Raw genomic sequence first — 19861 nt, 5'->3', positions numbered from 1 at the left:
TTATATATCAAAGTCCTTGAGAATAGGGTGTCAACTTTTATGATACAACATCAATTCATAGTATAATCCTTTTATGTATGATTTGCAATGGCAGGAGACGGGATAAACCTTTACTTTTGTAAGAGGCGAGGTTATAATAAAACAAATGCGTGCAATGTGTCAAAATTTAAGAAAAAAGTGAGGAAAGCACATGGCAGGAACAATCAAAGAAATTGCAGAACGTGCCGGAGTCTCCCGTGGTACTGTGGACCGGGCGCTGAATAACAGGGGCAGGATTAAGCCGGAAGTGGCGGAGCGGATTCTGGCGATTGCCAAAGAACTGGACTACCATTCCAACAGAAAGTCTAAAAAGAACACGCAGAATCCGGACAAACATATAAAAATCGGAGTTATCACCCAGCTCTCCGAGGCTTCTTTTATGATTCCGGTCAAAGAGGGAATCCGGGATGCGGGGAGAGAACTTGAATATTTAGGAGTGGAACTTTTATTAAAGGATATAGAATCAGTAGATGAAGAGGCTCAGATGGAAGCGATTGATGAGTTGGAATCAAAAGGGATCGACGGCCTTGCGATCATGCCGGTGCAGTCAGAGTATGTGAGAGAACGGCTGAACCGCTTGATGGAAGAAAAAGAAATTCCGGTAGTAACATTCAACTCAGATATCGTTGGCACAAAACGATCTTGCTTTGTAGGTCTGGATAACAAAAAAAGCGGCCGTACTGCCGCGGGACTCATGGGAATGCTGACACGGGGAAAAGGGAAGGTCCTTGTGATCACAGGGTTTTTCACTAACAGTGTAAACAGCCTGCGTGTGGAGGGATTCGTACAGGAGATTAAGAATGCATATCCTGACATGGAACTGCTCGGAGTCCAGAGCAGTTTTGACGAGACGAGGGAAGTGCAGAAGATCATTGAGAATACGATGGCGATCGCCCCGGATCTTTCCGGTGTCTTTGTGGCATCCGGCGGGCAGGCCGGGGTGTGTCTGGCTTTCGAGAAACTGAAACTTGAGAAACGCCCTTATGTCATAGTGTATGACGCCACGCCGAAAAATACGAAAGCACTGAAAGAAGACCGGTATGATTTTTTGATTGATCAGGAAGGATACGAACAGGGATACCGGCCTCCGAATCTTCTGTATAACATGATCCAAAAAGGACAGATGCCGGAGACGGACCATATCTATACAGATATAAAGATAAAAAATAAATATAATGTATGACATTTTCCACATGATTTCCGTTCGGCTCTTAGAATGCCTCACTCCAATCATGTGGAAAATGGACTTAATATCTACTGGATAAGTATCCATTAAACAAACAGAACGATTCAACGACAGTTTTTTATTACTATTTTCGTCACGTTTTGAAATGGGCTCCTCCAATCGTGCTAAAAAATTTACGTTGGAATATGTGGAACATGGCCGCAGAGTCTGCTGAAGATGACAGCTTAACAAGAGAAGGTGTTATTTTGCCATAGTTGAATAAGGATTGAAACATAGAATCATAGTGTTTCAATCCTCTTTTTTTGTATTTTTGCGTGCTTATGCGTGCTATATAATTGTGCAATAATACTCAAGAAGCGTGTATACATTTGTGAAATGTAGCAAAAACAATCTTTTTTATAAAAAGTGCTTGCACACAAATAGCGTGCGTGATAATATAAACACATAAAGAAAAGCACACAAAACGCATTTTAAAAGAGTGAATAAAACAATAAAACACGCAAATAACACGCAGTGAGCGTGGAAAACAAAACTGAGGTGAAAGTTATGAAGTATGTTGAATTTGACCAGACAAGACCAATGGATTTAGTGCTCATCGGAAGGGTAGCCATCGACTTTAATCCGGTAGACTATTTCCATCCGTTATCCGAGTGCACCACATTTAAGAAGTATGTGGGAGGATCACCTGCAAACATCGCGGTGGGGATCACGAGACACGGAAAGAAAGCAGGATTTATCGGAAAAGTGTCCGACGACCAGTTCGGAGAGTACGTAGTAGATTTTTTTGATAAAGAAGGAATCGATACATCCCATATTTCAAAATGTACCAACGGAGAAAAACTTGGACTCACCTTTACAGAAATCCTCTCCAGAGAGGAAAGCAGTATCTTAATGTACCGCAACTGTATCGCAGACTTGCAGTTATCTGTGGATGACATCGACGAAGAATACATAAAGAACACGAAAGCAATCTTGGTTTCCGGAACTGCATTGGCGCAGAGCCCGTCCAGAGAAGCGGTGTTAAAAGCAGTGATGCTTGCTAAGAAAAATGATACAAAGATCATCTTCGATATTGACTATAGAGAATACAACTGGAAAAATTCTGATGAAATCTCAATCTACTACTCTTTAGTAGCCAGAGAGGCAGATATTATTATGGGATCCAGAGAAGAATTTGACCTGACAGAAAAACTGATAAAACCGGGCAGATCAGACAAAGAATCTGCACAGGCATGGAACAATGAGAATGCAAAGATCGTTGTCATCAAGCACGGTAAGAAGGGATCTACAGCATATACCAATGACGGAAATGACTATTCAATCAAACCGTTCCCGGTTGAGGCATTAAAAGGCTTCGGAGGCGGAGACGGCTATGCATCCGGATTCTTATATGGAGTCTTTGAAGGATGGGATATGATCGAGTGTCTGGAATTCGGAAGCGCGGAAGCGGCTATGATGGTGAGAAGCCATTCCTGTTCAGAAGAGCTTCCAAACCCTCAGGAAGTCAAAGATTTTATCCGAGAGACAAAAGAAAAATACGGCGAAATGATTGCGAGAGTATAGGAGGATATGAAAATGAGTACAGCCAGAATGACAGTAGCACAGGCTCTTGTGAAGTTCCTTGACAATCAGTATGTGGAATTTGACGGGGAAGAAACAAAATTTGTAGAAGGCATCTTTACCATCTTCGGACACGGCATTGCCGTTGGATTGGGAGAAGCCCTGGACACCAACCCGGGAAGTTTAAAAGTTCTCCAGGGGCGAAATGAGCAGGGAATGTGCCATGTTGCAACAGCTTATGCAAAACAGAACAATAGAAGAAAAATCATACCATGTGCGTCTTCCGTAGGACCTGGAGCAGCAAACATGGTGACAGCAGCGGCTACGGCAACCGTCAATAATATCCCGCTTTTGGTCCTGCCTGCCGATACATTCGCCACAAGACAGCCGGACCCGGTGCTTCAGCAGTTAGAGAAAAGCGACAGCCTTTCAATAACAACAAATGATGCATTCAAACCGGTCTGTAAATATTGGGACAGAATCATCCGTCCGGAACAGCTGATGACAGCTATGGTAAACGCAATGCGTGTTCTCACAGACCCGTCAGAGACAGGTGCCGTCTGCATCGCACTTTCCCAGGACGTAGAAGGAGAATCTTATGATTTCCCTGACTACCTGTTTGAAAAACGTGTACATAGGATCACAAGACCCTGCGCAGTAAAAGAAGAGATCGAGGACCTTGTTAATATTATTAAAGAAGCAAAGAATCCGTTAGTGATCGTAGGCGGAGGCGTGAAGTATTCTGAGGCAGGAGAAGCTGTAGAAAAATTCTGCGAAGACTTTAACATTCCGTTCGGAGAGAGCCAGGCAGGAAAAAGCGCCTGCAAGTCAAGCCACCCTTACTGCTTAGGAGGAATTGGTGTAACAGGAACCCTGGCTGCCAATACCATCGCTGATGAAGCTGATGTGGTCATTGCAGTGGGAACCAGGCTTTCAGACTTTACAACAGGATCCAAAGGACAGTTCAAAAATCCTGATGTGAAAATAGTGACGATCAACAACAATAAATACCATGCATATAAAATGGATGCAGTGAAAGCTGTCGGAGACGCGAAAGTGACAGTGGAAGCTCTTTCTGCCAGACTAAAAGAGGAAGGATACAAGTCTGCTTACACAACAGAGATCCAGGACGCAAAGGCAGCCTGGGATAAAGAAATGGACCGCCTTGCGAATATTGAGTATACAGGAGATAACTTTGAGCCGGAGATCAAAGCGAGAGATCCGCGTACGATTCCTGAATACGTAAAACTTACAGGGGGACTTATCACTCAGACTGCCGCACTGTGCAAAATCCGTGAGGTCATTGATGAAGACGCTAATATTGTGACAGCAGGGGGAAGTCTGCCGAGCTGTATGCAGAGGATCTGGACTACGGACAAACGGGGCGGATACCATGCTGAATATGGTTACTCCTGCATGGGATACGAAGTGGCAGGCGCTCTCGGAGTGAAGATGGCAGAGCCTGAGCACGAATCCTATGTGGTCGTCGGAGATGCCAGCTTCCAGATGCTGCACAGTGAGATCATGACGGCAATGCAGGAAAAACAGAAGATCAATATCCTCGTGTTTGACAACTGCGGATTCGGATGTATCAACAACCTTCAAATGAACCATGGTGTGGGAAGTCTTGCGACAGAGTTCAGATACCGCGACGAAAAAAATGAAATCAAAGGGGATCTGATCCCGGTTGACTATGCAAAAGTCGGAGAGGGATACGGACTCAAGACATACAGTGTAAGAACGATCAAAGAACTGGAAGAGGCGCTGATCGACGCAAAGAAACAGGATGTTGCGACTCTGATCGACTTAAAGGTAATCCCTAAGACGATGACAGATGGTTATAAATCCTGGTGGAATGTAGGCATTGCAACAACTTCTGAGAAAGAAAGCGTGCGAAAAGCATGTGAAGGAGTATTAGAAGGCCGTGCAAACGCAAGACAGTATTAGAAAAGAGGTATGATAATGGGAAAGGTATTCGGCTATCCTGAATTTGATGCAAACGGGGAAAAAGTTTTAACAACATACGATAATGAATATAAAGAAATGCTGATGGATATTCGCGTCTTCCGCTTAAATGCGGGGGATGTGAAGACCTTCTGCAGGGCAGGGGAAGAGACGGCGGTCCTCCTGCTGAAAGGAGATGTAGTTTTCTCATTTGATGAAACTTCCAAAGAAGTTACAAGAAAAGATGTGTTTACAGAAGGACCTTGGGCAGTACATATCTGTACAGGAGCCAAAGTCATAGTGGAAGCAAAAGCAGACTCTGAAATCTTGGTACAGTCCACAATGAATGACCAGACATTTGAGAGTAAACTGTATGCGCCGGAAGATGCTCCTTGGGGATATTCCTGCGTAGGAAAGTTCGGAAATGTTGCGAAACGCCGTGTCAATACCATCTTTGACCATGACATTGCGCCATACTCTAACATGGTATTGGGTGAGGTTTTAAATGACCGCGGGAACTGGTCAGGATATCTTCCTCACAGACATCCGCAGCCGGAAACTTATTACTTCCTGTTTGACCATCCGGAAGGATTCGGGGCGAGCTTTGTGGGTGACCAGGTATTCAAGAGCACAGACGGAAGCTTTTCGGCGATTCCGGGAGGAGAACTCCATCCCCAGGCAGTTGCTCCGGGATACCAGATGTATACCTGCTGGATGATCCGCCATCTCGACGGAAATCCGTGGCTCCAGACAGACAGAAATGAAGATGAGCGCTACGTATGGCTTCATGATGCGGAATTTTAAACAGAAAAATATCAGAAAGCATAGGAGGATAAGAATATGGCAAGAGAATTTATCGCGCCGGGCCAGATTTATACTGGCGAAGGCGCACTCGATATGGCAGAAGGAAAATTAGGAACTCTCGGCAAAAAGGCGCTGATTGTTACAGATAAGGTGATGGTCGAGCTTGGAAACGCAGCAAAAGTAGAAACTGCTTTAAAAAACCAGAACATTGAATATGTGATCTACAGTGAGATCAACGGTGAGCCGACCGACACAATGATCGAAGAGGGCCTTAATCTTTATAAAGAAGAAGGATGTGACTTTATTGTCGCTCTTGGAGGCGGCAGCCCGATTGACTCTATGAAAGCGATCGGTGCACTGGTAACCAGCGGCGGACAGATTTCTGATTACATGGGAAAAGTGATCACAGAGGAAACACCGACACTTGTTGCCATTCCTACCACAGCGGGTACAGGTTCTGAGGCAACTCAGTTTACCATCATCACAGATACAAAAAATGATATCAAGATGCTGCTCAAAGGCGCTGTTTTAATGCCGGATCTTGCCATCATCGATCCTCAGTTTACAATGACTGCACCTCCTAAGATCACTGCGGCTACAGGACTTGACGCCCTGACTCATGCGGCAGAGGCTTATACATCAAAGCTGGCACAGCCATTATCCGATACATTTGCGCTTTCTGCGATCAAAAGAATTTTCAAGTATCTTCCTGCCGCATTCAAAGACGGAAAGAATGTAGAAGCAAGAGAACAGATGTCAATTGCGGCGCTGGAAGCAGGAATCGCTTTTAACAATGCGTCAGTAACCTTAGTGCATGGAATGAGCCGTCCGATCGGTGCCATGTTCCATGTTGCACACGGACTTTCCAATGCTATGCTTTTAAAAGAGTGCTTTATCTATGCACTGGATGGAGCTTATGACCGTTTTGGTGAACTTGGCAAAGCGATTAATGTGGCAGCTGAGACTGATACAGACCAGGCAGCAAGTGAAAAATTCCTTCAGGCAGTTGTGGATATCTGCGATGAGCTTGAAACTCCTTCCTTAGAGGAATATGGAATCAATAAAGAAGAATTCTTCGGTGTGATCGACAAGATGGCCAACGATGCCATGGACAGCGGAAGCCCGTCCAACACAAGAAAAGACATCACTGCAGAAGATATCAAAGAAATTTACCGCAATCTGTGGTAAATTCCAACGCAGTAAGTACGTGCGTTTTACGTACTTAAATATAGATCAATGCAGATTTATGCCACTGAAACTCCTAAAAATAAAAACAATCAAAAGATATACTTAAAGCCAAACCCTCCAATACCTGGCTTAAAATGAATTGTTAAGTATTGATCTGCATAGTAAGAAGCATGGACCTTTCTTTCTCCTGGGTCCATGCTTCTTTTTAAAAAATCAATCTTTATCTAACCCTTTTTTGAGGACAAGGTTCTTATAGAGACAAAATTTATTTATTGCCCGAAAGAGCGCGCTGAAAGGCAATGGAAAGGATGAGAAAGAATGAAGAAACCATGGGAGAGACGGATCGTGGCGGCCGCACTGATTCTGGCTGTGGGAACCGGAGCCGGAACGATTTTGAGAGCAGAAGATCAGGAAATGTCTGGAAAATCCGGGGGGATATTTACGGAACTGAAGTACATTAATTAACCCGGGAACCGGAACAGACAAAAACAAAAGAAGCAGCGAACACGGAGGAAATACCGGAGCTGAAGGAATCGTTTAAAGATGAATCCGAATTGAAAACTGAGGAGAAATCAGGAAAACAGAGAAAGCATGCAGTAAAGAAAGCAAAGGACGGGCAGGTTCTTCTGGATGTAAGCAGAGGGAATATCAGGATCACTGCCACCGGTGCTCTGGTAGGCGATACTCCGGCTGACAGCGGTGCCCTGAATCCGCAGGGATACCGGATCACTGGGAAGACTACAAAATACAATATTGTCGTTGAGTCTAAAGTGAAGACAGAGCTAACATTTGAAAATGCAGACATTTCCTGTGCCACAACGGATAGTCTGAATGTTTCTCATGCAGATGTGACTATTACGTTGGTTGGAAAAAACCGCCTATATTGTACAAAAGATCAGAGCAATGCCCTTACGAAGGACGGCATGGATGGAAGTCTTACACTGAGGTGTGTAAACAGCGGACAAAAAGGGCACAAATGCGATGCAGCCTGCGGAAGTATCACGGTACAAGGCGTAGGATATCATGTGGGAGCTTTGGGAAACAGCATAAAGAACCGAACGAATCCAAAGGAATCCGGTTTTTGTAATTTTACGATCGAGGGAGGTAATATCACAGCTCTTGGAGGTGAACACTGCCCGGCGATCGGGGCTGCCTGCTGGACGGAACATTATGTTTCATCATGTTATGCCAAAGATATTTATATCAAGGGAGGAAATGTAGAAGCCATAGGGACAAGCCATGGTTCCGGCATCGGATCAGGATATGGGACCAAAGTCGATGGAGTTTACATCAGCGGAGGGGTTGTCAAAGCCCGGGGAGGAGAAAATGCCCCGGGAATCGGCGCTTCCATGGGAGATCCTGGTGATTCTATGATCACACGCAATATCCGTATCAGCGGAGGAGATACAGTTGTGACAGCCATCGGCGATTCTAAGTCAAAAATGCCTGGAATAGGATCTGCGGCAGGAAACGGAAAGGTATCAGGGATTACGGCTGCACCGGAAACCGGTTATCAGGGATACGTACAGGATGGGACATCTCTGACGGACTTTATATTTACAGAGAACACCCCGTTTGCAGCGGAGAGTTCCTTTTCTGTGGGAAACTTTTTCACACAAGTATATTTTGGACCATTCAGGGACAGTAACAGTATTGATTCTGCAACAAAAGAACAGATCGGCGCAAATCATGTCATCAGCAGGACAGGCGGAGAGGGATTCAGCCGGGAACAGATCAGGACTCTGGCGAAAGTCACTGCAAAAGACAAAAACGGAAATACTATAGATGACCAGAAATTGCTTCTGGATGACGAAAGCCAGCTTAGTGCGGTCAATCAGGCTAAGAAGGAAGGAAAGACAGGGGATTTTTTTCTGACTTTCCGCACGGAAAGTGGTACAAAGGTGACAGTTACAGTTTCATTGAGAAACAACGGTACGGATGCGCAGGATTATAAAGAAGAAGATCCGATTTCGCTGATCGGAGCCAACCATTTTGAAAAAGACAGCGAAGGAGATCCGTTTACAGAAGAACAGCTGAAACAGTATGGGCAGGTAAAAGGGAAAGATCAGGAAGGAAATAATATAGAACTGAAAGATTTTCAGCTTGATCAGGAACAAGTGCAGAAGATTAACAAGACGAAGGCAGATGGAAAATCCGGAATTTTTGATCTTACTTTTTCGGCTCCGGACGGTGTTTCTGTTACGGTCAGGGTAACGTTAAACGGTACGTTTGATGAAGCCGAAGAGAATCCTGACAATGGGGAGATTATCAAGGCTAAAAATATCATAAGCAAAACCGGAGGAGAGGCATTTACAGAGGAACAGCTGAAAGAGATTTCCAGGGTAAAAGCAGAGGATAACACGGGTCAGAAGATTGCTTTAAAAGACATTGGATTTGCGGATTTGGAAGAAGTTAAATGTATCAATGATGCTAAAATAGCAGGTGAGATTGGGGGATATCCGCTTACGTTCCGGACGCCGGAGGGAACAGATGTGAAGATTACCGTTTTTCTGCGTCAGAGAGGCAGTGACAGCGCAGATTACGGCAAAGAAAATATCAATCCGTTTATCGGCGCCAATGATGTGGTTTTGGAAACAGGAGGAGAACAGCTTGCCGTAAAAGATATGATTGATTTATGTGAGGCAAAGGGCAAAGATCAATATGGCGACAATGCAGACCTGTGCGTTGACGAAAAGCAGCTTCAGATAATCAATGAGGCTAAGGCAGCAGGAAAGACAGGAACTTTTGATTTCACATTTGTAATAGAGGGAGGCAGTGCCTCAGTCAAAGTGACATTGACCGGAAGCCATGTGGTAAGTTTTGATCCCAACGGCGGCGAAAATGCTCCGCGGGACCAGATCATTGAAGGCGGAAAGACAGCAGTAGAGCCAAAGGACCCTGTAAGAGAAGGCTATACATTCAAAGGATGGTATGTTACAGATGATGATGGCAGAGAAGTACTATGGGATTTTAACATGCCGGTCCATCAGAATATAGTTTTAAGAGCAAAATGGGAGATCACACCGGAAGAAGATCCGGCTGACAGTGAAAACACTTCAGAAAAAACGGAGACAACAGACCGGGAGAGCGGGAATACATGGGGATACAGAGAGGTACCTGAAAAGAAGAAAGTAGAGAGAACTATCGCAGAGACGAGCGACGGGGGAAAAGGGTATCTTTTGATTTTATGTACAGTTTCAGAAGCGGGGCTGGCATGCGGACTTTGGAGAAGAACAAAGAAATAAACTTGCAGACAGGCAGTCAATGTTCTTTTAGTGGCTGCCTGTCTGGGCTCTGAGTAATTTAGAGGTCTCCGGTCAGAAACTGGGCTTTCCCGAATCCGAAACTCCAGTCGGCATCGCTGTTTTCTGTTATGGAGACGAGCAGGTCTTTTGGCGGAATCCCGCAGTTTACATTTAGTCTTTCACAGAGCAGGGAGTAAAGTTTTTCTTTTTTCTCCCGGGGTCTCTGTTTGCTTGTGACACGGACCACGATTTGATCCTTTGTGCGCTCAAATCCAAGGCCGGTATCTAGGAGGATCATTTCTTCCGGATCGTGCTGACTGACGATCTGATAGCGGTCCCGCTCCGGTATTTCAAAGGCTTCAACCGCACATTCGTGAATGGTATCCAAAATATTTTTCAGTCTTTTTTTATCATCTTGTTTTTGTAAGTCTACTTGAATCAATGGCATAACAGAATCCTCACTTTCTATCGTTGACAGATAAAAATAATGGTGGTAATATAACAGTAACAATTAATTAGCATACGAACTAATGGGATGCAAATTAATTTGCATGGGTATCATAGCACAGCAGTTTTTCAGAGTCAACAACTTTATTTGAAATAAACTTCGGATTAAGGCTGGGAAGGGAGTGAAAAAAGGTTGAACATATTGGTTTATTTAAAAGAAGTTCCGCCAAAAGAGGAACAAGTGAAATATCAGACTGCGGAAGGGATCAGCGACAGTGATAAAAATGTTTTGAAAGAAGCTCTGAATCTGAGAGATCAGGAGGGGGGCACAGTGACAGCCATGGTGATCGGGCCGCCGGAAGCAGAGAAGACTGCGCGGGAGGCTTTGACATGGGGAGCGGACAGAGCGGTTCTGGTCCTTAAAAAGGAAACAGGAGATATCAGCCACAGTGCAAAACTGCTTGCCGGGGCGATAGAGGCAGAAGATATGTTCGACATTATCCTGTGCGGCCGTCAGGCCATTGACGGGGATGCCGCCCATATGGCGGCCATGACGGCATTTTTCCTGAAGATTCCTCTGATTGCCTATTCAAAAAAAATGAAAGTTTCAGACAAGAAAATATTTAATTGGTGTATGGCTGGAGAGGGAACAGAGCGGACAGAGAGTTCTTTGCCTGCCCTGGTTCTCTCGGTAAGAGAAGACAATGCGCTGAGACACCCGAATGTTGCTGACATTATGTCCGCATATGCAGAGAGTACGGTGATTCCTGTTTTGAAAGGTGAACAGGGGAAAACAAAAAAGATCATAAAACAGGTTCGGGAGTATATACCGGATGAGGCGCCGAAAAACAGACAGATGCTGACCGGCAGAGACGAGCAGGAGCTGGCGGAAAAGCTTTGGCAGCTGATCAAAGAAAAGGAGGCCGTATGAAGAAAACATCAAAAATTTTGATCATAGGAGAGATACAGAATCAACATGCGGCCCACGTGACAGTTGAGCTTCTGGGAGAAGGCAGGAAGCTGGCAGATTCTCTGGATGCAGAATTGATTTTGACAATCGTGGGAAATGATGTCGAAAAAACATGTAAGGATCTTCTCAGGTATCCCGCAGACCGAATCATAGCGGCGGATCATCCAAGTCTTAAACAAAAGCAGCTGGAGACTCACAGCAGGATTCTGTATGAGATTGTTAAGGAGCAGAAACCGGATATGATTCTGGGAGGGGCAACGTTGTTCGGAAAGACACTGCTGCCGACTCTGGCCGCCATGCTTGGAACAGAAGTGATGACGGATGCTGTCGGATTGGAGATTGACAAGGAAACAGGGAAACTGCTGGTAACTAAGCCTGCTTTTGACGGGAAGAGCATGTCTGTGGTTTCGATGCCGGAGGTTCCTGTGCAGATGGCGCTGGCAAAGCCGGGAGTATTTAAAAAGGCCTGTGAGACAGACGGCAGACAAGGAAAGTTTACTGCGTTTTCGGCAGACTGGCTGCAGGAGATAACAGAGAGAAAAAGAACACTGGATCTTATAAAAGAAGAAAAGAAGATTTCCCTGGAAGATGCACATATCATTGCGGCCGGGGGAAGAGGGCTGAAAGGTCCGGAGGGATTTCGGCTGCTTTTACAGTTCGCCGAAAGGATCGGAGCACAGGCCGGATGCACAAGGCCGTGTGTGGATGCAGGGTGGATGCTTCCGGAGCAGCAGATCGGACAGACAGGGTGTATAACGAAACCGGACATTTATATAGCATTTGGAATTTCCGGGGCGGTTCAGCACATGACCGGAGTCAGGGCCGGGACAGTGATCGCAGTGAACAGTAACCCGAATGCAGCTGTTTTTAAATACTGCGATTATGGCATTGTGGGAGATGCAAAAAAGATATTGGAAGAATTTTTGAAACTGCCGTTGTAAAAAAGAAGACCCGGAGGACCGGATCTTCAATGTTAAGTTTATAGTCCAAAAGAAGCTAAGACGATAAAGATTCCGCAGGATATAAATGGTATGATAATCTGCGTAACCGCAATATCCCAGTAAGCTTCTTTATGGGTCATTTTACAAATGCCGAGCAGTGTGATCTGCGCTCCCTGATGAGGAAGTGTATCTAAAGTACCGGCTGCGATGGCGGAAATCCTGTGCACATAAGGCAGCGGGATTCCCATTTTAATATAGGTAGACTTCAAAGCATTAAAGGCAACCCCCATACCGCCGGAAGCAGAGCCGCAGGCTCCTGCACAGACAGCCACGGTGATCATTACAAACACCAGAGGAGGCATGCTCATGTCTTTCAGAGCGGCAACCAGGTCGGTAAAGCCCTGGGTTTTCTGTACAACGCCTCCAAAACCTACAACGATTGCAGTATTTAAGATAGCAACGCCGGAGTCAGAAGCACCTTTGTTAAATACGTTGATCCATTCGTTGATGCCCTTGATCCTGTTAAACATCAGAATGGTTGCCAGGGCTACACCTGCAAATACAGATGTCTCCACAGGAAGCTTCACGATGTTGAAGAGCACCAGAATGAGCACAATCGGAAGGACAGCGATAGCAACGTGGGGAAGATTTTTATCTTCATCGATGGCCATCTCTTCTTCACTCAGCTGATATTTTAAGGACTTATCGATAAAACGATATCCCTTTTTCGTAAACTTTCTTGCCCGCATTTCCAGCCAGACAAAAATCATGATAAACATAGCCGCAGTCGTGATCAGAGATGGAACAAATGCGGCTGTTGCCGGTGTGCCAAGATTATCCATGGCAATGACATTCTGAATAGAAGGAGAACCGGGACCGCTCATGGACCAGGTCCAGCATCCGGCAGAGATTGCGGCCGGGATGAGCCTTCTTGTAAGATTCGCTTCCTTGAATAAGTTTAATGCGATTGGATAGATAACAAAAAATACAACGAAGCCACTGACTCCTCCAAAGGTCAAAAGACCGGTGATGATCATGATGATCGGTGCCACGAATTTTCCGCGGCAGAGCCCTGCGATCGCTCTGGCTATGGATTCTGCGGCTCCGGTATATTGATAAACGGAGCCGAACAGTGCGCCGACAAAGAATACGAGAAAATACTTTGTCACGTAGTCGGATGCTGCAGGCATAAATGCATTTTTCAGCGAGTCCAGGATTGGAAGCCTGGAGCAGATAACCACGAAGATCGTGACAAGCGGAGCCAGGATCAGGGCACTCATCTGTTTAAAAGCTAAGACTCCGAACAGGACAATCGCCAGGACTAAGACTAAGATTTGTAAATTCACAAAAACCCTCCTTTATTTGTGGATTGCTAATCGTGTTTCAGACCCATCAGCTCATCTCTGAAAATTCTTTCATCCATAAGCTTTGGCGTACCGTCCATTTTAGGAGTGAATCCCATATGGTCGATGATCTGTGTTTGGATATCGATGCCAGGGGCAACTTCTGTCAGATAGACACCGTCTTTTCTCAGTTCAAAGACAGCGCGCTCTGTGATATAGAGAACCGGCTGGCCGACTTTATTTGCGTACTCGCCGCTGAACGTAATCTGTTCTACCGTGTCCAGGAACTTATTAGATTTTCCTTCCTGATCAATGATAAGCTTTCCATCTTTTACAGACGTTTTTAAACCGCCGGCAGTAAAGGTTCCGCAGAAGTAGCAGCGTTTTGCATTCTGAGTAATGTTTACAAATCCGCCGCAGCCTGCAATCCTCGGACCGAACTTGCTGACGTTGATGTTTCCGTCTTTGTCTGCCTGTGCAAGGCCTAAGAATGCATAGTCAACTCCGCCTCCGTCATAGAAATCAAACTGGTACGGCTGGTCTAAAATACATTCGGGATTGACGGAACCTCCAAATTTGGCTCCTCCCTGAGGCACGCCGCCGACAGGCCCTGCCTCTACGGTCAGAGTCATATAATCTCCGATGCCTTCCTCATTGGCAACCATAGAGATATATTCAGGAATACCGATTCCTAAGTTGACCACGGTATTTTCCGTCAGTTCCATGGCAGCTCTCCGGCCGATGATCTTTTTTGCGGAAAGAGGAGGATATTCAAGGCTGCTTAAAGGAATACGGAAGTCTCCGGTCATTGCACCGTCATAGTCACATCCTACACACTGTTCGTGGTCTTGCATATTTTCCACTTCCACGACTGCATCCACATAGATTCCGGGGATCTTGACTAATTTTGGATCTAAGGTACCGTCTGCGACGACCTTTTCCACCTGCACCACAACTTTTCCGCCGCTGTTCTTCACTGCCTGAGCCATGGTTGTGACTTCTGTTGTACAGCATTCATGGGAAAGTGTCACGTTGCCGTGCTCGTCAGCATATGTACCCCGGATGAATCCGATGTTCAGCGGAAAAGATTTATATAGTAATTTATCTTCTCCTAAGATTTCTACCACATCTACGATGTCCTCGGTCGTAATGTCATTTAATTTGCCGCCTTCAATGCGCGGGTCGGCAAATGTATTTAATCCCACATGAGTGATCACGCCGGGTTTGTGACCGGCGATGGCACGGTAGAGCTGTGCCAGAGTGCCCTGCGGCAGATTGTATCCTTCAATTTTGTTATCAAGGACCAGCTGTCCAAGCGTCGGGACCATGTTCCAGTGTCCGCCGATGACACGTTTGGTCATTCCTTCGTGGGCAAAATGATCCGCACCGCTTCCGTCACGGTTTCCCTGGGCAGCAGCGTAAAATAAAGTCAGGTTTTTCGGAGAACCGGTTTCCAAAAATCTTTTTTCCAGAGCTTTTGTAAGGGCTTCCGGCATTCCGCTGGCAACAAATCCGCTGGTAGTGACGGTTGTATTATCTTCTACCAGGGCAGCGGCCTGATCTGCTGTAATAATCTTAACTTTTCCCATAGTTTTTCTCCTTCATTTATTTTAGAAATCTTTTAAATCTGCTTTGCGTTTTTCAAGAAATGCAGTCATACCTTCTTTTTTATCTTCCGTAGAAAATGCGAGTCCGAATAAATCTGCTTCTAATGTAAGTCCGCTGCTTAAATCGGTGTCCATGCCTGTGTTGATCGCTTCTTTTGCAAGAGAGATTGCATAGCTTCCTTTGGACATGATCTTAGCTGCCATCTTTTTGCAGTAATCAATCAGTTCTGCCTGAGGAACTACCTTGTTTGCAAGTCCGATCCTGTAAGCTTCTTCGGCGTCGATCTGGTCACAGGTAAAGATAAGTTCTTTTGCACGTCCTTTTCCGACTAAGCGGGAGAGACGCTGTGTTCCTCCGAATCCCGGGAGGATTCCGAGTCCTGTTTCCGGCTGTGCGAATCTTGCATTTTCTGCGGCTACACGGATATCACAGGCCATGGAGATCTCACATCCGCCTCCGAGAGCATATCCGTTGACAGCGGCGATCGTTACCTGAGGCATTGTCTCTAATTTAAGGAATGCTTCCTTTGCCAGCAGACCCATCTGTCTTCCTTCCGCAGGAGTGGCATTGACCATTTCAGAAATATCGGCTCCGGCTACAAATGATTTTTCTCCTGATCCTGTAAGGATAACGACTCTGATGTCCTTGCGGCGGGAGATCTCGGAAAAGCACTGGTCTAATTCTGCTAATGTCTCACTGTTTAAGGCATTTAAAGATTTTGGTCTGTTGATTGTAACTACTGCGATCTCGTTTTCTACTTCCATTAATAAATTGTTCATTCTAAATCCTCCTTGAAATGACATATACATTACACTTAATCAGCTCTTGTTAGAAAATTAACATATTGGCGTGCAAATATTTAGGATACAAAATATTATTTATGCTTCTAATATGGACTATATTTGCGTGTTTGTCAATGGTTTATCAATATATTTTATTTAAATTGTATAATTCTATAAAAGATTATAAAAGTTTATTGACAATATGCACAAGGGGTGATATATTTAGCTTACAAAATATTAGTATGCAAATATAAGGAAACAAAATGGTAAATTTATGTTAAGTTTGGTGAAAGGAGTGATTATTTATGAATTTTGAATTAACGGAACAGCAGGCAGCCATTCAGGAGACAGCAAGAAACTTTGCTCAGACAGAGTTACAGCCGGGAGTGCTCGAGAGAGATGCCAACAGTGAATTTCCGGTAGATCTCTATAAGAAGATGGGAGAACTGGGACTGATCGGACTTCCTTATCCGAAAGAAGTCGGAGGCCAGGGAGCCGATTACCTGTCTTATGTATTGGCAGTGGAGGAGATCTCTAAAGTAGATGCTTCTGTGGGTATTTCTTATTCTGTATCCACTTCTTTATATGGAGGAAGCATCATGAACTCTGACGCTCCGGTCGAGAAAAAGAATGAATTTCTGGCGCCGGTATTGTCCGGACAGCACTTCGGATCTTTCGGACTCACGGAACCAAATGCGGGATCTGATGCGGGCGGATGTGTAACCGTTGCTGAAAAAGACGGGGATGAGTACATATTAAACGGTATGAAGTGTTTCAATACGAATGGACCTTTAGCCGATTATACGGCAGTATATGCCCTGACGGAACCTGAGAAAAAAGCCAAGGGACTGTCCTGTTTCGTGGTGAAGAAAGGAACTCCCGGATTTTCAGTGGGCAAAGTGGAAGACAAGATGGGAATCCGTTCCGCACAGGTTTCAGAGATGATCCTGGAAAATGTACGGGTGCCGGCAGAAAATATGATCGTTCCTTCCGGAGACGGATTTAAACTGGCTATGAAGACTCTGGACGGAGGCCGTATCGGTGTTGCCGCACAGGGACTTGGAATTGCAGAAGGTGCATTTGAGATTGCAAAAGAATACTTAAAGACGAGAGAGCAGTTCGGCAAACCATTATACAGGAACCAGTATCTTGCATTTAAGATGGCGGAACTTGAAATGGAAATTGATGCCGCAAAACTCATGCTTTATAAGGCTGCTGCCGACAAACAGGAAGGAAGACGATATTCTATTCCGGCCGCAAAGGCAAAATACCTCTGTACAGAGGCGGCAATGCATGTGACAACAGAGGCGGTGCAGATGCTGGGCGGAAACGGTTATATGAAGGGATACCATGTAGAGCGCATGATGAGAGACGCCAAGATTACTCAGATCTACGAGGGAACCAATGAAATCCAGAAGCTGGTTGTGAGCGGAGCGATTTTCAGATAGTCTGTTTTTGGAATATGAATCCTAAGTTTTCAGGGATGTCAATTATGGCATCCCCTTTTCATGCTTTACAAGGATGACTTTGCTTTAGGATAAAAGCCTTAAAATTATAGTATGTCTTCTTGACAGAAGTTTTTGTAACAGATATGATGAAATATATAGTATGCAAACAGTTTGAAGTGTTTGCATGTAGTTTTGTGTAGGAGGGAAAAGGAACGGATGGAATTGAATCAATGTATCAACTATCTTTTGACCACTGCCCAGCACGCGGTGTTTCAGGAGATGAGCGCACAGCTCTCTAAATTTGACGTGACTCCGGTACAGTACGGTGTGATGTATTGTCTTTGGGTGAAGAAGAAAAACAGTCCGAAGGAGATCGCAGAAGAACTGAGGCTGGAAAACTCTACGATCTCAGGTGTTCTTGAGAGAATGGAGAAAAAAGGATTGATCAAGAGAAAAGTCAGCAAAGAAGACCGGCGTTTTGTAGAGATTATATTGACGGATAAGGGGAATGACTTGGAAGAACCGATTCTCGAAACAGTGGAAGAGGTCAACAGAATCGTCCTGAAAGATATGGGACAGCAGGAACAGGAAGCACTGAAGGAATCCTTAAGGCACCTGGCGGGAATCTGATTGCTAAGAATTTTATATCGAAAGAATATGCAGCGGAAAGGTGTCTTTCTGGCTGCTATTTTTTTGTTCTATTAAGGGTATGGGGAATCAGATAATTTACATTTGAAGTTGATTGGCATATAATAGGGCTTAATTTAGAAGTAAAAATGCATTGACTTGATCAGATGAGACAGGAGGTTATAGTAAAATGGACAGTTATAGATTATATACAATTGCTGTGATTATTGTTTTAATGCTAAGTATATATATACAGATAAAACTATTAAACATGAAGAAGGGATTTGGATATATAATTCCGGCATCCATTGTTTTGATAGTTTTTATGATTTGGGCAGGAAATGAGTTTCAGGCTATAAAATGTTTGCCTGTTACAATTATTTTATTATTTTTTTGCCTGGTAAACTTATTTGTTGTTTTTATAAAGAAGAGATGCTGAGAAGGAGGCAGAACATGTCAGATCAGATTAACCGGCAGTTGTTTCAGTTTATTGAAAAGAGTCCGTGCAGCTATCACGCTGTGGAACAGATAAAGAGAGAATTGACAGAAAATGGATTTACGGAACTGAGGGAGCAGGAGGCATGGAAGATAGAAAAGGGTGGTAAGTATTTTACCAGCAGAAACGGTTCTTCGTTGGCTGCTTTCTGTATACCGGAGAAAAAATTAAAAGGGTTTCATATTACCGCATCCCATACGGACTCACCCGCTTTTAAGATCAAAGAGAATATGGAATTACAGGCAGAAAAGCATTATACAAAATTAAATACCGAAAAATATGGGGGAATGCTCATGGACTCCTGGCTTGACCGTCCGCTCTCTGTGGCAGGAAAAATTATTGTGAGAGATGGGGAAAAACTTACGGAAAAGCTGATTCATATAGAGAAAGATCTCTTGATGATCCCAAGGCTTGCGATCCATATGAAAAGAGGAGCAGAGGATGACGCACTGAACCCTCAGATTCATATGCTTCCTGTCTTGGGGGACCAGACAGCCGAAAAGACATTTATGCGGACAACTGCATCCGAGGCGGGTGTAAATGAAAATGATATTCTCGGTACAGATCTTTACCTGTATAATCGGATGCCGGGAACTGTATGGGGAGCAAACGGCGAGTTTATGTCGGCACCGAGGCTCGATGACCTTCAGTGTGTATTCGCATCTTTGCAGGCTTTTGTGAACAGTGAGGGCAGAGAGTATATGAATGTCTTTTGTGCGTTTGACAATGAGGAGGTCGGCAGCGGAACAAAACAGGGAGCCGGATCTACATTTTTAGAAGATGTTCTGTGGCGGGTAAATGAGGCGCTGGGGAGAACCGGGGAGCAGTACCGGATGACCGTGGCGGAGAGCTTTATGATCTCTGCGGACAATGCTCATGCGGTACACCCAAACCAGCCCGGAAAGGCAGATCTTACGAACCGGCCGTATATGAATGAAGGAATTGTGATCAAGTACAGTGCCAATCAAAAATATACGACGGATGCATACTCCGGTGCGATGATGAAACATATCTGTGAAAAAGCCGGAGTTCCTTATCAGACCTTCCACAACCGCTCAGACTTGCCGGGAGGCTCCACTCTCGGAAATATTCTGACGGGCAGTGTATCGTTAAAAGCCGTGGATATCGGCCTTGCCCAGCTTGCCATGCATTCTGCCTATGAGACGGCAGGAGCCAGGGACACAGAATATATGATCAGGGCTCTTCAGGAATTTTACTGCGGTTAAGGGAGGC

The 19861-nt window shown here is 44.9% G+C and carries 17 protein-coding genes; 13 read left to right on the top strand and 4 right to left on the bottom strand.

What is annotated here, in order from left to right; genetic code table 11:
- The first annotated feature begins 190 nt into the window (after nt 1-190).
- The 7 genes from DWV34_RS13245 (at nt 191) to DWV34_RS13220 (ending at nt 9966) form a co-directional block, all read left to right on the top strand.
- Nucleotides 191-1222 (top strand): LacI family DNA-binding transcriptional regulator, encoded by a 1032-nt coding sequence (locus DWV34_RS13245; protein WP_118476453.1) that lies wholly within the window; start codon nt 191-193, stop codon nt 1220-1222.
- Nucleotides 1223-1771: 549 nt separating this feature from the next.
- On the top strand, nt 1772-2788 hold the full coding sequence (iolC, locus tag DWV34_RS13240) for a 5-dehydro-2-deoxygluconokinase (RefSeq protein ID WP_039947039.1): 1017 nt from the start codon (nt 1772-1774) through the stop codon (nt 2786-2788).
- A gap of 6 nt (nt 2789-2794) precedes the next feature.
- Nucleotides 2795-4732 carry a 3D-(3,5/4)-trihydroxycyclohexane-1,2-dione acylhydrolase (decyclizing) gene (iolD, locus tag DWV34_RS13235; protein ID WP_118476451.1) on the top strand — a complete coding sequence of 646 codons (1938 nt, stop codon included), beginning with the start codon at nt 2795-2797 and terminating at the stop codon, nt 4730-4732.
- Between the two features lie 15 nt (nt 4733-4747).
- Complete coding sequence (locus DWV34_RS13230; RefSeq protein WP_118476449.1) at nt 4748-5533, top strand: 5-deoxy-glucuronate isomerase; 786 nt, start codon at nt 4748-4750, stop codon at nt 5531-5533.
- Nucleotides 5534-5569: 36 nt separating this feature from the next.
- Complete coding sequence (locus tag DWV34_RS13225; protein ID WP_118476447.1) at nt 5570-6721, top strand: iron-containing alcohol dehydrogenase; 1152 nt, start codon at nt 5570-5572, stop codon at nt 6719-6721.
- Between the two features lie 318 nt (nt 6722-7039).
- A complete protein-coding gene (locus DWV34_RS17420; RefSeq protein ID WP_187115056.1) occupies nt 7040-7186 on the top strand; it encodes a hypothetical protein in 147 nt (48 codons plus the stop codon).
- An 89-nt stretch (nt 7187-7275) separates the two neighbouring features.
- Entirely contained in the window at nt 7276-9966 is a 2691-nt protein-coding gene (locus tag DWV34_RS13220; RefSeq protein ID WP_118476445.1) for an InlB B-repeat-containing protein, read from the top strand.
- A 58-nt stretch (nt 9967-10024) separates the two neighbouring features.
- Here DWV34_RS13220 and DWV34_RS13215 read toward each other — a convergent pair whose 3' ends face one another.
- On the bottom strand, nt 10025-10414 hold the full coding sequence (locus DWV34_RS13215; RefSeq protein WP_006568752.1) for a tautomerase family protein: 390 nt from the start codon (nt 10412-10414) through the stop codon (nt 10025-10027).
- A 192-nt stretch (nt 10415-10606) separates the two neighbouring features.
- Between DWV34_RS13215 and DWV34_RS13210 the strand changes: the two genes are divergently transcribed.
- Together DWV34_RS13210 and DWV34_RS13205 are read left to right on the top strand one after the other, a co-directional pair.
- Nucleotides 10607-11344 (top strand): electron transfer flavoprotein subunit beta/FixA family protein, encoded by a 738-nt coding sequence (locus DWV34_RS13210; protein WP_009288836.1) that lies wholly within the window; start codon nt 10607-10609, stop codon nt 11342-11344.
- Nucleotides 11341-12324, top strand: a complete 984-nt coding sequence (locus DWV34_RS13205; protein ID WP_009288835.1) for an electron transfer flavoprotein subunit alpha/FixB family protein — start codon at nt 11341-11343, stop codon at nt 12322-12324. The genes DWV34_RS13210 and DWV34_RS13205 overlap by 4 nt, the downstream gene beginning before the upstream one ends.
- 38 nt (nt 12325-12362) lie before the next feature.
- On the opposite strand, the gene DWV34_RS13200 is transcribed toward DWV34_RS13205, so the two are convergent.
- Genes DWV34_RS13200 through DWV34_RS13190 form a run of 3 tightly spaced genes read right to left on the bottom strand, consistent with a single transcriptional unit; the run spans nt 12363 to nt 16054 of the window.
- On the bottom strand, nt 12363-13670 hold the full coding sequence (locus tag DWV34_RS13200; RefSeq protein WP_009288834.1) for a GntP family permease: 1308 nt from the start codon (nt 13668-13670) through the stop codon (nt 12363-12365).
- Nucleotides 13671-13696: 26 nt separating this feature from the next.
- Complete coding sequence (locus DWV34_RS13195; RefSeq protein ID WP_009288833.1) at nt 13697-15256, bottom strand: acyl CoA:acetate/3-ketoacid CoA transferase; 1560 nt, start codon at nt 15254-15256, stop codon at nt 13697-13699.
- Nucleotides 15257-15277: 21 nt separating this feature from the next.
- Nucleotides 15278-16054 carry an enoyl-CoA hydratase-related protein gene (locus DWV34_RS13190; protein WP_009288832.1) on the bottom strand — a complete coding sequence of 259 codons (777 nt, stop codon included), beginning with the start codon at nt 16052-16054 and terminating at the stop codon, nt 15278-15280.
- A 308-nt stretch (nt 16055-16362) separates the two neighbouring features.
- Here DWV34_RS13190 and DWV34_RS13185 point away from each other — a divergent pair, with 308 nt between their 5' ends.
- From DWV34_RS13185 to DWV34_RS13170, 4 genes are all read left to right on the top strand, one after another.
- Entirely contained in the window at nt 16363-17505 is a 1143-nt protein-coding gene (locus DWV34_RS13185; RefSeq protein ID WP_009288831.1) for an acyl-CoA dehydrogenase family protein, read from the top strand.
- Between the two features lie 216 nt (nt 17506-17721).
- Entirely contained in the window at nt 17722-18135 is a 414-nt protein-coding gene (locus tag DWV34_RS13180; RefSeq protein ID WP_006568760.1) for a MarR family winged helix-turn-helix transcriptional regulator, read from the top strand.
- 187 nt (nt 18136-18322) lie between these two features.
- Nucleotides 18323-18571, top strand: a complete 249-nt coding sequence (locus DWV34_RS13175; protein WP_009288830.1) for a hypothetical protein — start codon at nt 18323-18325, stop codon at nt 18569-18571.
- A 14-nt stretch (nt 18572-18585) separates the two neighbouring features.
- Entirely contained in the window at nt 18586-19854 is a 1269-nt protein-coding gene (locus DWV34_RS13170) for a M18 family aminopeptidase (RefSeq protein WP_009288829.1), read from the top strand.
- The last annotated feature ends 7 nt before the right edge of the window (nt 19855-19861 follow it).

It is taken from the genome of Anaerostipes sp. AF04-45 (genome assembly GCF_003461725.1).
In the GTDB taxonomy this organism is placed as follows: domain Bacteria; phylum Bacillota; class Clostridia; order Lachnospirales; family Lachnospiraceae; genus Anaerostipes; species Anaerostipes caccae.
This window is presented reverse-complemented; position numbering and strand designations above follow the sequence as displayed.

What these genes read in the sequence shown, in the direction of transcription:
- DWV34_RS13245 (WP_118476453.1), top strand. Translation starts at nt 191, where the DNA reads ATGGCAGGAACAATCAAAGAAATTGCAGAACGTGCCGGAGTCTCCCGT.
- iolC (WP_039947039.1), top strand. Translation starts at nt 1,772, where the DNA reads ATGAAGTATGTTGAATTTGACCAGACAAGACCAATGGATTTAGTGCTC.
- iolD (WP_118476451.1), top strand. Translation starts at nt 2,795, where the DNA reads ATGAAAATGAGTACAGCCAGAATGACAGTAGCACAGGCTCTTGTGAAG.
- DWV34_RS13230 (WP_118476449.1), top strand. Translation starts at nt 4,748, where the DNA reads ATGGGAAAGGTATTCGGCTATCCTGAATTTGATGCAAACGGGGAAAAA.
- DWV34_RS13225 (WP_118476447.1), top strand. Translation starts at nt 5,570, where the DNA reads ATGGCAAGAGAATTTATCGCGCCGGGCCAGATTTATACTGGCGAAGGC.
- DWV34_RS17420 (WP_187115056.1), top strand. Translation starts at nt 7,040, where the DNA reads ATGAAGAAACCATGGGAGAGACGGATCGTGGCGGCCGCACTGATTCTG.
- DWV34_RS13215 (WP_006568752.1), bottom strand. Translation starts at nt 10,414, where the DNA reads ATGCCATTGATTCAAGTAGACTTACAAAAACAAGATGATAAAAAAAGA.
- DWV34_RS13205 (WP_009288835.1), top strand. Translation starts at nt 11,341, where the DNA reads ATGAAGAAAACATCAAAAATTTTGATCATAGGAGAGATACAGAATCAA.
- DWV34_RS13195 (WP_009288833.1), bottom strand. Translation starts at nt 15,256, where the DNA reads ATGGGAAAAGTTAAGATTATTACAGCAGATCAGGCCGCTGCCCTGGTA.
- DWV34_RS13190 (WP_009288832.1), bottom strand. Translation starts at nt 16,054, where the DNA reads ATGAACAATTTATTAATGGAAGTAGAAAACGAGATCGCAGTAGTTACA.
- DWV34_RS13185 (WP_009288831.1), top strand. Translation starts at nt 16,363, where the DNA reads ATGAATTTTGAATTAACGGAACAGCAGGCAGCCATTCAGGAGACAGCA.
- DWV34_RS13180 (WP_006568760.1), top strand. Translation starts at nt 17,722, where the DNA reads ATGGAATTGAATCAATGTATCAACTATCTTTTGACCACTGCCCAGCAC.
- DWV34_RS13175 (WP_009288830.1), top strand. Translation starts at nt 18,323, where the DNA reads ATGGACAGTTATAGATTATATACAATTGCTGTGATTATTGTTTTAATG.
- DWV34_RS13170 (WP_009288829.1), top strand. Translation starts at nt 18,586, where the DNA reads ATGTCAGATCAGATTAACCGGCAGTTGTTTCAGTTTATTGAAAAGAGT.